General features: G+C 62.2%; 5 protein-coding genes. 1 reads left to right on the top strand and 4 read right to left on the bottom strand.

Annotated features, from left to right (window positions below):
- Window positions 1-275 precede the first annotated feature (275 nt).
- Window positions 276-1646: an aspartate aminotransferase family protein gene (locus ABI546_RS10165; protein WP_348046475.1), complete on the top strand. Its 1371-nt coding sequence runs from the start codon at window positions 276-278 to the stop codon at window positions 1644-1646.
- Window positions 1647-1714: 68 nt separating this feature from the next.
- Here the strand turns inward: ABI546_RS10165 and ABI546_RS10160 are convergent, their stop codons facing one another.
- From ABI546_RS10160 to ABI546_RS10145, 4 genes are all read right to left on the bottom strand, one after another.
- Window positions 1715-1888, bottom strand: a complete 174-nt coding sequence (locus ABI546_RS10160; protein WP_348046474.1) for an AbrB family transcriptional regulator — start codon at window positions 1886-1888, stop codon at window positions 1715-1717.
- A gap of 136 nt (window positions 1889-2024) precedes the next feature.
- Window positions 2025-3035 carry an aegerolysin family protein gene (locus ABI546_RS10155; RefSeq protein ID WP_348046473.1) on the bottom strand — a complete coding sequence of 337 codons (1011 nt, stop codon included), beginning with the start codon at window positions 3033-3035 and terminating at the stop codon, window positions 2025-2027.
- A gap of 109 nt (window positions 3036-3144) precedes the next feature.
- Window positions 3145-8457 carry a beta-ketoacyl synthase N-terminal-like domain-containing protein gene (locus tag ABI546_RS10150; RefSeq protein ID WP_348046472.1) on the bottom strand — a complete coding sequence of 1771 codons (5313 nt, stop codon included), beginning with the start codon at window positions 8455-8457 and terminating at the stop codon, window positions 3145-3147.
- Between the two features lie 13 nt (window positions 8458-8470).
- Window positions 8471-14617, bottom strand: a complete 6147-nt coding sequence (locus ABI546_RS10145; protein WP_348046471.1) for an FG-GAP-like repeat-containing protein — start codon at window positions 14615-14617, stop codon at window positions 8471-8473.
- Window positions 14618-14929: the final 312 nt, after the last annotated feature.

Here is a 14929-nt window from a genome sequence, read left to right as displayed (position 1 = left end):
GCTTCCTCGCGGCGTCCCGTCCAGCTGACGATCACGGGCGGATTGTCGATCGCCGATTTCCGATTGCCGATTCGGGATAACTCGCCAAGAGGGATCTGGATCATCATCAACTGACGCCAAACGGTGTTCGATCGAGTCTACCTCCCGGTGGCTCGTTGCCCTGGTTGGGACGCAGGCCCCCGTCGCTTTTTGCGGGCCTGCCCTCAAGCTGACAGCCGTTCGCCAGCGATCCGCAGCGAATCATTTCCCTCAAGAAACCGAAACAAGGTACGTATATGTCTGAAATTGAACTGGAAGCCCTGAATTTCCCGGATGCCCCCAAGATGGTGTCAGCCACCTTCCCCGGCCCCAAAGCGGCTGCGGCGCTGGCCTTGTCCGCGCGCACCGAATCGATGGCTCGTGGCGGAGGCCGGATGCCGGTGGTCATGGACCGGGCTTTCGGCGTGACGATCAAGGACCCGGACGGCAATACCTTCATCGACCTGTCGGCCGGTGTGGGTGTGAGCAGTGTGGGGCGCTGCCACCCGGAGGTGGTGCAGGCCATACGCGATCAGTCGGAAACGCTGATGCACGCCATGGAGGTGAACAATACCAAGCGTACCGACCTGGCCGCCAAGATATCCGAGATCGCGCCCGACGGTTTGAAGGGCGACTGCATTACCTTCTTCACACAGGGTGGCAGCGATGCCCTGGAAGCTGCCGTCAAGTTCGCCAAACGCGTCACCGGGCGGCACCAGATCATCGCTTTTCACGGTGGCTACCACGGCATCTGGAATGCCTCGAACGCGCTGACGACGGGAACGGCCTACCGCAAGGGCTACGGTCCGTTCATGGGGGGTGTGATCCATGCCCCCTATCCCTATGCCTACCGGTTCCCTTTCGACACCACCCACAAGAGCGCGGAACAAATTTCCGGCGAGTACATTGACTATCTGCTGAACACTCCCTATACAGGGGCCGATGACGTGGCCGCGGTGATCGTGGAGCCCGTGCAGGGAGAAGGTGGTTATGTGCCGCCTTCTCCGGAATTCCTGCAACTGGTGCGCAAGGCTTGTGATCGCAGCGGAGCGTTGTTGATCGTGGACGAAGTGCAATCCGGTGTCGGCCGCACCGGCAAGATGTGGGCTGTAGAACATTCGGGCGTGAAGCCCGATATGTTGACCTTCGGCAAAGGCATGGGCGGCGACGTTCCGATGGCGGGCCTGATCATGCGCTCGGACCTGGCGGCCAAGATTCCCGATGGCTCCGCGCCTAACACCTTTGCGGCCAATGCCATGTCTGCCGCCGTGTCGCTGACGAACATCCGCCTGCTGCAGGACCCGAAGCTGGACCTCATCAATCGCGCCCATACCTTGGGCCTGGAAGTGCAGGAGCGCATCCGCAGCTTCAACAGCCCGTATGTGGGGGAGGTGCGCGGCCGTGGCCTGATGATCGGTATCGAACTGGTCGAAGACAAGGTCACGAAGGTTCCGCTGACCGGCGAAAAGCTGGGAAAACTTATGGACTACGTGCTCAGTCACGGTGTACTGATGGTGCCTTGCGGTCGCTATACCAACGTCATGCGTGTGATGCCCTCGCTCACGATTCCGCGCTCATTGTTGTTCAAGGCGCTGGACGTTTTTGGCGAAGGTTTGGCTGCGCTTTGAGCAGTGCCTTACTTTAGCGCGTTTATGGGAAGGCGCGCGGGTTTCCGCGGGCCGATATCCCAGCGCAATCATCGTATGCTTGCTCCCTGATTGGCAATGGCCCGGTTCATCTCTTCGATGGAAACGACTTTCTTGGGTTTGCCGAACATGCCTTTGAGTTCGGTAACAGACCGCGTTGCCGCGACGAATAGGAACTGGCCAGGCTCTATCTCTACAAACTCCACCTGGTCACCGGTATCCACATGGAGGGATTGCCGGACGTTGGCCGGGAGCCAATGCCGGCTAGCCTCCCTTTCGAGTACCTCCGCAACGCAAACTACGTGATCTTATGCGGCCGCCGCAGCCGGTGCGAATGGGGGCACGGGCTGCGGGGACCGATTAGGCCGATAATTCCAGCAGGCGCGCGAGTTGCCACTTCTCGATTTTCTCGCCTGCCCCGACGTCTGCCGCAGTGTCACGGGCGCACGATCCAGCCTGCGCGAGCGCCGCACCCGAGCTCATGTAGATGCAGGCAAGAATTCCATCCAGCGCGGCGACCTGGGGCAGCAGGGTTTTGTGATCGCGTTGCGCCAACATCAGGGCCTTGGCGTCCTCGATCGCGTTCGCCATCTTCTCCAGATCGGGCGGAGGTGCTCCTTTGATCATGTCTCGCAGTGCCTGAATGGTCGCCTCTGCCAGCTCGTACACCAGCTTCTCAGGCTTCAGGACAGCAATCACGTAGGCCGCGAATTCGACGGCTTCGGTGAATTCATTCAAAGGAGAAATCAGACCGCGGTTGGATACGAAGCGCACACGATCCCCGGCAGAAAGGCTACTGACGTTCAGGATGTCCTTGCAGGTCGCCGTCGTCTTGCCCTTGAACATGACCACCAATTCGGGCCCACTGACTTCGCCGCAATCGGCCGCTCGCGCGACGCTCGCGATGTCCATGGCGGGAACTGGAATGTTCTTCGTGAGCGCCTTGATCTTTGCCGCGACTGATTCCGTGATCGAAGATTTCTTTGAGTTCTGCGATTGCACAGCGGCGCCGATACCGTAGTACACAGTGACGGCCGACCCGCTCGTAGGAAACGACACGACGTTCTGGTATGTGCTGTCCATCTCCTGCGCCGTGTAGTTGCTGGATCCGGGACCGTTTACGGTCATGGTGCCGGAGTTGGAGCCACTGTACGGAATGTCCCAGTTAATGGTGAACGAGGTCTGGTTGTCCGCGAACATGTAGGTCACTGACCCCGACGTACCGGTCGCCGAACCCTTTGCGCCCTGGGCGCCAAACGACACGGTCTGCCCATTGGTAATCTGCGTCGGCGGGCTGCCATTCCATTTTCCCCACGGCAAATTAGTGGCGGAGCAGGTCAAGGTGCCTCCGGTGGTGTTCTTGATGTTCATGTTGCACTGCATATTTTCTGACATAGGTCTCTTCTTTCCTTTAATAAATTCCCGGCGGAGGGATTTCCGTTGCGGGTACGCTGTTCCGGAGTCAGCGCGGCGAGATCGACTAAGCCGGAATCCTGTCCGTATCGCGCTGCGATTCGATCGGGAAATTTGTAGGCGCGGGCGCGGAGCGGCTAGCAAGCAGGTCCGCCAGATCGAGCAAGGAGCCGCGCCCAAGTAAATCGATCACGCCCAACTCGCCCGGCCAGTCGTTGGCTACTTTGATCTGCATCTCAACGGCCATCAGAGAATCCAGACCCAGCTGGGTGAGGTTGCTGCCTGCGTGCAGGTCGCTCTCGCCCAGGCGCATGACTTCCATCGCGTACTGAATCAGATCGTGCAGTGCGGCATCCCGACGCTCAGCGCCACTCGCGGTGGCGCGGTCGCCGCGCCGAGGTGATGCGCGATTTCGCACGACGTCTTCCAGCCGCGGGAGCTGGTCGGCCAACAGCCAGAGCTGGTTGCGATGAGTTTCGAGGAAAGTTGGCCAGTCGAATGCCACGCAGTAGAGGTGCTCTTCATGACGAGACAAAGCGTTCCCGAGAATGCGATATCCCTCGTGCGGTGCGATGGGCACCAGCCCCTGGGCTTTGAACAGCCGCGCCAGCTTCTCGCCCCGCGCCATGCCAATTGTCCAAGGCCCCCAGGCGATCGAGCGCGCGGGCACGCCGCGCTGCTGTAGCAAGGACGCGCTGGCGTCGAGGTAACAGTTCGCGGCCGCATACAGCGCTTGGCCATGGGAGGGCAGGAGCGCGGAGATGGACGAATACAAGAGGAGGAAATCGAGATCAATTCCTGCGTTCGCTTGCAATAGTCGATGCAAGCCCGAGATCTTGGGACCCAGGACACTGTGCAGGTCATCCTGCGTAGCGGAGGCGAACGCGCGATCGGCCGTCATTCCTGCGGCATGCACGATGCCCCGGATCGCCGGAAAGCCCGCGTGACGAACAGTCGCCTCGAATCCTTCCCACGCATGCTGCGAACGGATGTCAAAACCCAGGGGCAGCACGCGTGCCCCCTTGCGCTCCAGATCGAGCACCCAATCGATGCGATCGCGCCATGTCTCGGGCTGGGGCCGGCTCCAGTCGGCGCGCGGCGGCGGCGATTGACTTCCCAGCAAAACCAGGTTGCGCGCCCCGGCCTCTATCAGGAAGCGCGCGGTCAGGCGCCCCAGTGCACCGAAGCCACCCGTGATGAGATAGCTGGCGTCGCCGCGCAACCACGGTTTGGGTAAATCCGCTCGCGGTTCGCAGGCGACCAACTGCGGCGCCTGCCAGACGTCCTCGTGCAGGCGAAACTGATTTTGCCTCGACGCGCTTCGAAAAAGTTCGAACAGGGCTTGGTGCCAAGACGCGCCCGCTTCCAGCGGAATGTCGGCCACGCCCCGAAACACGCCCGGGTACTCGACATTGCCGAGCGTACGGACCAATCCCCACAGTGCGGCCTGTACGGGCCAGGGAGCCTGCGCATTCTGCGCACCCCGCGTGACCAGCCATATCCGCGCATGGGTTCCCGCCAGGCCGCACTGCCGCTGCAGGTGGGTGACGGTTTTGCTGATTCGCTCGAGATCCGCACCCTCATCGGTGTCCCAATCGAGCGCCTGCAGGTTCACGACGAGTAGCGACCCGTCGCCCTCGCTTTTTTGGGCCTCCCATCCGGATTCCGCAGGATCGGAGGGATCATACAAGTGCACGGACTCGCCCTGGCTTTGCAGGTAACGCGCAAAGCTGCAAGCGTGCCCTGCCGCACTTCCCCAAAGGAGCCAGCGACGCGGTCGATAGTGGTCCGCGGCCTGCGCTGCAGCAGCGGACTCGATGTTGCGCCAGTCGAGCCTGAACAAGGTTTCCGCGGGGACGCGCCCTGCGGTCAGCGCGGACGGTGTGTCTGGGGATTTCATGACGACACTCAGCAGTTCCGCCAGCATTTCACCGGTATTGCTGCGCAGTTTGAGGTCGTTCACCGATCGCTGCGCATCGCGCTGCAGGCTGTTGCCTTCGATGACCAGCGGGAAATCGTCTGCGCCGGGCGCGCGATGCAGGCGCACTTCGCCGATTGATACCGGCAAGCGACAGCCATGTGGCGAACCGCCAGAGCCGCCAGAGCCGTCAGACAATTCAAATCCCAGAAGCGACTGCAGACAGGCGTCCAGAATCTCGGGCGCAAAATCAAGTCCCGCGATGACCTTTCCGTCAATCCGAGCGCGGCAGTGTTTGGAGTCGAATTCCACAGAGTGCAGCGGTCTGAAGCCCGGACCGTAGTCATAGCCCAACACACGCACGGCTTCGTAGAAGCGCTGCGCAGACCAGGGCGCTGCAATTGCCAGCGCATCGAGAGGCGAAGTGCACTGCGCATGCACCGCCCATGCCGTCAGAAGTTGCGCATCGACGAGCGGCCGTCCCGAGTCGTCACTGATGCGCACTGTTCCGCTTGCGGCGTCCGCAACCGTCGTCAGGCGAACTCGCGTATTCGATGCAAAAGCGACGCCCCGATGAAAACGTACCTCGCCCAGACGCACCGGCGATCCGGGTGCGATTCGCTTGCATGCGGCGGCCACGAGTTCGACGAAGAAGGCCGCTGGCAGCCGGGCCTGGCCCTGCACACGATGGTCGGCAAGATGCCACTCGTCACTGTCCTCGAGATCGACATCCCAGGTCCATCCGACGCCTGGGCGCCGATAACCGAGGAAAGGATGATCGGCCTGGTCCAGACGCTGGGCACGCATCTCCGGCGACTCGGACCAGTACCGGCTTCTATGCCAAACCGTTCCCGGTTGCTTGACGACATGGGCGGGTTTTGCATAAAGCGCCGACCAGTCGACTGCGACGCCGTGGACATACAGGCGCGCGAGACTCTCAATCGCGGCGGCGGATTCATCGCGCCCCCGGCGCAGACTCCCCACACTGGCCGGTGAGCCTTGCAGAATGTCCCGCAGATAGCCCTGCAGTACTGGCTGCGCACTGAGTTCCTGAAAGACCGTCGCGCCACACTCGGCCATCTGCTGGATCGCGTCGACAAAGGCCACTGGCTCACGCAGGTTGCGCCACCAGTAGCTGGAAAAATCGCGCAATGCGAGATCGTCTAGGCGAGTGCCCGTCACCGTGGAGTACAGCGGTGTTGTAACCTTTTGAAATCGCAGCCCCTGCACCGCCTCGCGGAATTCTTTCTCCAGCGGTGCCATTAGTTCGCTGTGATATGGAACCTCTACCGCCAGCTTCCTGCAATAGCACCCTTGGTGCGCGAGATCGCGGGCCAGCGCCTCGAGCGCGTCGTCGTGGCCCGCCAGAGTCACCATGCGTGCGCCATTGCGCGCGGCCACGCATACGCCGTATTTTTTCAGCAAGGGACCCCATGTTTCCTCGCTGGCCGAGACCGAGATCATGCCGCCTTGGCCTGCCAAACGGGCTTGCAAGCGGCTCCGATGGAATACTAGCGTCAGAGCGGTATCGAGATCGAGCGCGCCCGCCGCATGGAAGGCGGCGATTTCGCCTACGCTGTGGCCTACCACCGCGCAGGGACGCACGCCCCAAGTGCGCAGCAAGGCTGAAAGCGCGATCTGGAAACAGAGGTTGAGCGGCTGCGCAAGCGCCGTGGGAAGCACGGCAGAACTGCCGGGTTTGTTCCCGGCGTCGACTTGCGCGAGACTGTCCGCCAGCGAGAAACCTGCGATCCGCGCAAACCGGGTCATGCATTGTTCAAAGGCTTCGCAGAACACGGGGAATCCGCGCGACAGTTCCCTGCCCATGTCGGCCCATTGCGGTCCCATACCCGCGAAGGCCCAGGCGACCGCGCCCAACTCGGGGCCGCGTGCTTCTCCCTGCGCCCATTCGGTCGAATCCGGTCGGCCCAGGTATTCCTGCAGCAGACCCGACAAGGACGCGCGATCTTGAGCGACGAGCGCCAGACGATGGCGAAAGTGGTGCCTCTGATGAATGGTCGCAGCCGCCAGTTGCCCAACGTCTGCGTCGGCCGGCATCGCGTCGATGAAGTCGCGCATCGCCGCCGCCTGCAATGGTAGGTGGGCCGCGCTCGCACCGGACAATAGCACCGTCCAATGCGGCGCGCGTACCTGCCCATCCGTCGTCGGCGCCTCGCGCTGCGGAGGCGGACCTAGGATGACATGCGCATTCGTGCCGCCGAAGCCAAAAGAATTGACGCAGGCATATGGTGCCTCGCGCGGCCAGGGCTGTGCCAGCAGCGGCAGGCGCAGGCCGCAGCCCTCAAGATCAACGTCCGGCGGCGACGATTGCCAATGCAGGTGAGGCGGAATGGTCTGGTGCCGCAGAGCCAGCAGCACCTTAATCATTCCGACAACCCCGGAAGCAGCTTCGGCGTGGCCCAGATTGGTCTTGACCGATCCGATCAGCAGCGAATTGCCGGTGCGCCCGCGCCCAAGTGACTGGCTAAGCGCCTGCGCTTCGGCCCGGTCGCCTGCGCGCGTGCCCGTGCCATGCGCCTCGACGTAGCCAATGGCATCAGGCGAAAGGCCTGCCTGCGCTAGGGCGGAATCGATGAGACCGGCTTGCGCCTGTGGGTTAGGCAGCGTCACGCCGATGCCTTTGCCGTTCTGGTTGACCTGACTTGCATGAATCACACCGTGCACTGGCCAGCCTTGCTCCAGTGCGCGATCCAGCGGAGCGAGCATCAGCATGCCGGCCGCTTCGGCACGCACATACCCATTGGCACCTGCATCGAAGGCCCGGCAACGCCCGTCGGGCGACAGAAAGCCGCCGCGGCCCTCGATCGCCGTGTGATAGGGCGTGAGCTGCAATTGCGCGCCACCTGCGAACGCGAGTTCGCACTCGCCACGGGTGATGCTGCTGGCCGCAAGGTGCACTGCGACAAGCGACGACGAGCAGGCCGTATCGACCGTCATGCTAGGGCCAGTGAAGTTGAAGCAGTATGAAATTCGGTTCGACAACAGCGTCTGCATGGCTCCGGTGGCGCTGTGAGTCTCCGACACGGTCGTCGCGCGTCCGCCCAATTGCAATTGCAGGTAGTCCTGTGTGAATGCTCCGATGAAAACCCCAACTGGGCAGCCCGCGAAGGATGCGGGCGAGATTCCGGCCCCCTCCCAGCACCTCCAGACCTCTTCCAGCAGGATGCGCTGGGCCGGATCCATGGTGTGTGCTTCGCGAGGCGAAATGCCGAAAGCGACTGGGTCGAACAGATCGATGTCCCGCAAGAAACCACCAAAGCGGCTTAGGTGATCTAGGCCGATGGCGGGCTCCGTGCGCAAGAAACGCTGCACGTTCCAGCGCGAAGCGGGTACCTCCTCGATCAGGTCGCGTCCGTCCACGAGCGATGCCCACAAGGCCTCCGGCGTGTCGCAGCCGCCGGGGAATCGCCCTGACAGGGCAATAATTGCAATTGAAGACATGCGCAACTCCCGGCTAGAGCGCCAGTACCAGCACGGGCAATACCTCCAGCACTGCCTCGCCCGCCGTCGCCTCGGCGGCGACCGACCCTGCCGTCGCTGCGGCCGCGGCCCCGCCGATTGTCGCTTCAGCCGCGGCCGAACCCAGCGCAACGGTCGATCCCACCGCCGTGCTCGTAGAGACGGTCGCGGTCGCGGTAACGGCCGAGGCCGCCTCCGCGCTTTCGGCGACGCCGCTAGCTACGATCATGTCGGGAATCGCGGCGCCCTCGACTGAACCGATCACGCCGGCGTTGGCAGCCGGCAGCGCATCGACCGCTGCCACTTGCGACAGGCTTGCGACGACCGGGGCGGCGGCGTCCCCGCCAACCACACCGTCGCCCGCAACAGCCAATGCGCCGTCCACGTTCGCCGCTCCCGGAAGCGCCATCGGGGCCAGGCCATCGGCGCCGGCGACTGCGGCATCGCCACCGCCAACCGCCGCGCCCCCATTGACAGCCGCAGCGCCGTCTCCAGCGCCGACGGCGCCCAGACCGCCTCCGCCGCCGCCCAACGCGCCGCCGCCTAGACCACCGCCCGGAGCTCCCCCAACCGCCGCGGCGACAGGGGCCTGCGCGGCGGGCGTGAGATACGAGTCGAGCGCATTCAAGATACCGCACACAGCGCCGACCGAACCAGCAGTAATGCCCATCGGCTTGGCCAGATCCGCATCGGCCGCGGCCGTGATGCCGAACCCTGCGCTGACTACCCAGCACACCCCTCCTGCAACGCCAAGGGCCGAGTGTCCGGTCGGATCGAGATAGCTCGCCGGGTTGTTTAGAACATAGGCGTTGTCGTTAAGCGCGTCGGGACGCAACAGCGGCCCGCCGAGCTGGCTGTCAGGCTTGAGGAAGCGACCATAAGCAGGATGGTAGCCACGCGAATTAACCCAATAAATGCCTGAATACGGATCGAGTTCCTTGGCCGTGTACAGGAAGCGTGGCAGCGCGGCAGGCGACGCCTGCAACTTGCCCATCGGCGAATAAGAGAAGGTGGCGAGCGATTGGCCCTTCGCGCTTGAGGTCATGAACACACTGCGCTGATGATCGGTGTGTAAATAGTATTGAGACGGGTCACCGGTAGTCGCGCCCCATTGAGCGAACGGAACACCCCGGGCCGACAACACGCGAATCGGGCTGGATGCGCCCTTGGCGATCACGTCCATGTACCAGGGCGACACATAGACGGTCTGGCTTCCGTCAGGCGCCACCGCCAGGATGCGCCGCCCTTGATCGTCGTACTTGTAGCTGGCACCGGCGGCATCCTTGCCCTTACGGACCGCAACCAGCTGGTTGCGCACGTCATAGGTGAATGCGAGCGGATCTTGTCCTTGCGGCGCGAGATCGAGCATGTTTCCCATCGGGCCGTAGGCGGCCTTGAACGCCGCGCCACCGCTTGCGGAAATCGCCTGGGTGCCCGAATACGTGTAGGCCGCACCGTCGTATCCGGTCATGTTGCCGGTGTCGTCGTAGGCGAAATTCGTTACGTTAGCGCCGTTGGTCGCGCTCGCCAGACGCAGGCCCGCGTATTGGTATTGCTGCAACACCGTGGCCGGCGTCGTCGTGAGATCGGTGACCGTCTGTAGGCGTCCGAGCTGGTCCCAGGTGAACGCCCGGGAGATTAGCACCTTGCCCGCGGGATCAGTGATGGTGAGTTGCGCGGGTGACTCGTCGATATTGAGTAGGTAATTCGCGGTGACACCGTTGCCGTAGGTGATGCGGCGTGGCGTGCCGGCTGCCGAATAGTCGCTAAACGTGGCGCCGGCACCGCCGGCGATGGAGACCGATGCCAGCCGCGTTCCATTGAAGCCGCGCTGCACCACGCTGCCATCCGGATTGCCGAGACGAACCAGATGGCCCACGGGATCCACGGAGCTGGTCGAGACATAGCTCTTGCCCGCCGCCGGCAGATTCATCGTCACCTGCGCCGGCTTGCCATAAGCATCGTAGGCATAGGCATAGCTCGAATCGAGGCTCTTGTCGGCGTTCAGCACTTGTGCCGCATCCTTGCGGTTCATGCCGAACGGCACTTGCGGATTGTCGAAGACATAGCCGCGCGCCTGCCCGGCGGAGTCCAGCACGCCCAGCCTTCGCCCGATGAGGTCGTAGGTGTAGTTGAACGTTCCGCCGCTTTGTTTGCGGCTGGCCAGATTTCCGGCGGTGTCGTAGGTGACGGTGATGTTGCCCCGTGTCGGTTCGGTTTTGCTAACGATGCGATTGAGCGAATCGTAGGAATACGCATAGCTCGGGCGGCTACCGTCCTGGCTGACAGGCGCGGCCGCGGAAACGCGGCGGCCCAGGACGTCATAGCCAAAGGTCGTCGCGGTTGTGACGCCTTGCGTGGTCATTGACAGCAGCCTGGGCTTGTCCGCGAAATATCCGTACGCCAACATCTGCGTATTTGCATAGGCAGTGCCCGCGGCACTCGTCATCTGGACCGTGGATCCCGTCGCGGTCGCGGTATAGGACTTCGTGGAAATCGACACGCCGTCCGCGCCCCAGGGCGTGTCGGTCTCGATCGGGCGGCCTTGTACGTCTCGCTTGTTCACGATGTAGCGCACCGGATCACCCACGAAGTACGGCACAGCCGAACGGGAGATCTTGTTGTGTTCGGAGTAGGCCGTCTGACTCGCGACCAGCATCCGCTCGCCTGGGTTGGTCTTGACCACCTTGCTGTTGCGCCAAAGGCCGTCCATGTACTGGGTCGATTGCAGGGTTGTCCTCTCGGAGGATTGCGGCCAGACGGCAAGCGCGGTCGTGGTCACGGCCGGCAAGCCACCGCTGGTTTGGTAGCTGCGCTGCTGGATAGTGAGCAGATTGGCCGCGGCAGGCGCGCCGGTGGCGAGCGATGACACGCACGACGCGTCGAACGAACCGGTGGTGCGGTTGTCAGGGTAAGGGCCCTGGCTTGCGATCACGCGGCCGAAACTGTCGAAGCAGTGCGCCTTGGTCACATTGTTCGGATCGACCGACACCGACAGCTTGCCGAATCGCGGATCGTAGCCATAGGTCCAACCAAGCGTTTTGCCCGGTGCCGGCGTGACCGATTTGCTCAGCGGATAGGCATGAAAGAGCGGATCGTAGGACACGCTGACGACGGCAGTCGAAGGCTGGGTGGTGACGGTGCGATTGCCGTATCCGTCGTATTGGTAAGAATCGCTGAGGAAGCGTGAATTGCCGTTGTCCCATTTGCCCCGCGTGGCGAGATTCAGCTTTGCGTCGTAGGTCATCGCACTGAGCGAAAAATCCGTCCCAGGATTGAACTGTCCGATCTTGGCCGAGGCACTCGACGAAGACACCTTGCTGAACAGCAAGAAGCCAAAGCGCCAATTTACCGGGTCGTTGAAATATTGATGCAAGGTGTAAACATTCTTGGACGGATCCAGAGCGTGTCCATTGGCGTCAACCGCGTTTTGGCGCGTGACCATCGCGACGTTGCCATAGCTGTCGTAGTCATAGTGAGTGCCCAGCCGGCGCGCGACTGCGCAATCCTGATATGCCACGACCTGTCGGTCGGTGCGGGCCACGAAATAAACCGGCGTGGCCTGCGGACTGGTGCTAACTGCTGTCTGTACAGGCACATAAGCGAGCTTTTGGCCCGAATGGGGCACCGGACTGCCGGAGCAGTTGGGCATCTGCAGCCGATCGACAGTAGTACTCTCGGTGAGATTGCCGATGAAAGGAAAGTCCTGGAGATAGGTATTAACCAATCGCTTGCCGCCGGCCTGACTGTCGGTCGTGACTTTCGCGAAGCCGGCCCAGCCGCGGCCGTTCAGATCGACGCCGCCGTTTTCGTATTGAATGCGGTGCGCATAGTTGAAGGCTGTGTCGCCTACCGCCGAATTGTCGGCGATCTGCAGCGTCTTCACCACGTGATAGAAGCCACCTAGCTTGGAGGCGGATCGGAAGTTCGGGATAGCCGATTGGCTGCTGAAGGGCTGAAAGTTCTGATATTGCGCCAGCGCCGACTTTTTAGCTGCGGGGCCAGTTTCCTGATACACCGTCTTATCGGACAACGGTGCATAGGTGACCGTGTATGTCGCGCCGGCGGAGCGGACAGCGCCGACCATCACGTCAGGCACCGCGCCGGCCGACAGACCCACATAGACGTTCGTGTCGCCGATGCCAACCATGTCCATCAGCCCGTCGCCGTTAGCATCGCCCAGGAGGCGCGTGGTGATAGTTGACGAGCCGCCGCCGCTTAGGCCCCAGGGCAAGGAAGCCTGGTTCCACTTTCCGTCCAGGAAGGCGTGGCCGTTCGAAATCGCCGCAATCACGCCGCTGGACGTCACGGCGACCAGGTCGGCCAGGCCGTCGCCATTCAGGTCCGTCAGCATGCGCTGGTTGCCGGCGCTCCAAGTGGGTCCTGCGAACGTGGTGTTCCACTTTTCCGCCGGCTGAAAGCCCTGGCCGCTGGATAGTGTGACGTACACCGCATCGCAAAACGCCACCACGTCCGTGAGGCCGTCGCCATTCACGTCAGCAACCATCAGCGGTGTTTGGGACGTGACGGGCTGCGTCCCGCACAGCCCCTTGAAGGCCTGGTTTCGCCAACTGCCGGTCTCAAATGAAGTTCCGGTGGAGAGCGCGACGCGGATGGACTGATCGTTGGCCACCACCATTAGGTCGGCATTGCCATCGCCGTTCAAATCGGCCGACAAGTAGTTCGCGCCGGACTGGCCAAAGTTTTGAAGCCAGACTGTCGGAGTGGCGAAGGTGCCGCTGCCCTGGCCAACCGCGACCCAAGCCGAGCCGTTCTTGACGCCAACGATGTCCATGACCTTGTCGCCGTTGACATCGATGAGCCAGACCGGCATGTTCTGGGTCCAGCCCTGGCTGGAGCCGAAATAAGGGAATACGGTCGCACTCTTCGTGAACGCCGCGCCACTCGAGATGGCGACTTCCACGCCTTTGCCAGAGATGCCGACAATGTCGGCAAGCCCGTCGCCGTTGACGTCGGCGAGAAGACGGCGTGTGCTCGAGTTCCAGCCCTGGTCCCCCGAAAAATCGTTGATCCATCGCGTAGGCGTTTGGAAGCCAGCGCTGCCGCCAAGCGCAACCTGCACGCCGTTCTTGAAGCCCACGATGTCGAGAAAACCGTCTCCGTTCACGTCGGCCAGCGTGAATGGGTTTTGCACGCCGTCCCATCCCTGGCTCTTGCTGAACGCACCGTTCAGCCAGTTCTGCTTGCCCGCGAATGCGAGAGCGCCATTGGCGTACGAAAAACTGGCCGGAGCCAGTGATGTCGCCGTGGTGGCATCAGATTCGAAGCGGTTGACCGCCAGCATGCGAGAACGGCCCGTCGCGTTGCTCGATTCGTAGGTGAGACGGTAGTCGCTAACCATCGCGCCGGCGACGAAAGTTTGGATTCGGCTCAGGCGCACGGACAGGCGTACCTCCGACCCACCGATGAAGGTGCGCTCAACATCGTCCCGTGCCTCGTACTTGAAGCGCACGAATCGATTGGCCGCGGTACTCCCATTGGAGGTATATGCGATCTGCACGGGATATCCGTGGCGGTCGGGACTTCCGGTATTCAATGGATCATCCGAATAGGTGATGTCCATCGAATTTCCGTTCAGATCGGTCACGCGATTCACGTTCCATGCCCGTACATCGGACCGTCCGGCCGCCAAGACGCGACTATCGGCGGTATTGCCCTGCTCGAGAGTACGCCCGTCTCGAGTTTTGACGATGAATGAGCTGGGGCCGGAACCGGCTACTCCTCGCGCCGACACAAGTTGCCAGCTTTCGATTTCGCTGTGATAGACGCTGCCATCCGCGGCATAGACGCCAGCCGTGACGATGAGCCGCTGGCCTTGATAGGAGAACTTGTCGTTTGCGTCGTAAGCGATGGTGCCATTGACATCATCGATTGCGCGAATGCGCTTGGTCCTCTGCACGCTGGGCAATCCCGTCAGCGACCATCCCATGCCGACGATGCCGTTCTGCTGCTGACTGCTGTAAGCCAATGAAAGCTCCGGCTGCATGCCAGCGATGCCGGGAGGCACCTCAATAGGAATTGAGAAATTAAAGGCGCCGTTCTGATCGACTTTGGCGTTTTCTTTGAGATTGCCCGGCACTACGCCGCCAGCCAGTGCGACTGTTGCGGCGAATGCGACCAAAGCGATTAGCGTCCGGGACAGAACCCGTTGACGCAAGAGTGCGGCATTCGCATGACTGTCTTTTCGCGGATCGAGCGAGAGCACCCCCCTCGACTCAGAGCTTCTTCGGCGAGTGCACGCCACCGAATGGACTGCTGTTGGCTCAAACTCTGCCGAGCTTTCCCCATATTTCATAAAGACGTCCATTTCTAGCCCTCCCTTTGTATCTCGATACTAGTGAGTGCTTTCACGACTAGCATCCTCAACATAGAGGAGACCCGAACAGCACGACGCTACCAGCGCCGGGAAGGTGACGATGTCGTCTATCAGGAA

Origin of the sequence: Polaromonas sp. (assembly GCF_039932935.1) — a bacterium.
In the GTDB taxonomy this organism is placed as follows: Bacteria; Pseudomonadota; Gammaproteobacteria; order Burkholderiales; family Burkholderiaceae_C; genus Polaromonas.
Note: the sequence above shows the minus strand (reverse complement) of the source record. Positions and strands in the feature narration are given on the sequence as shown.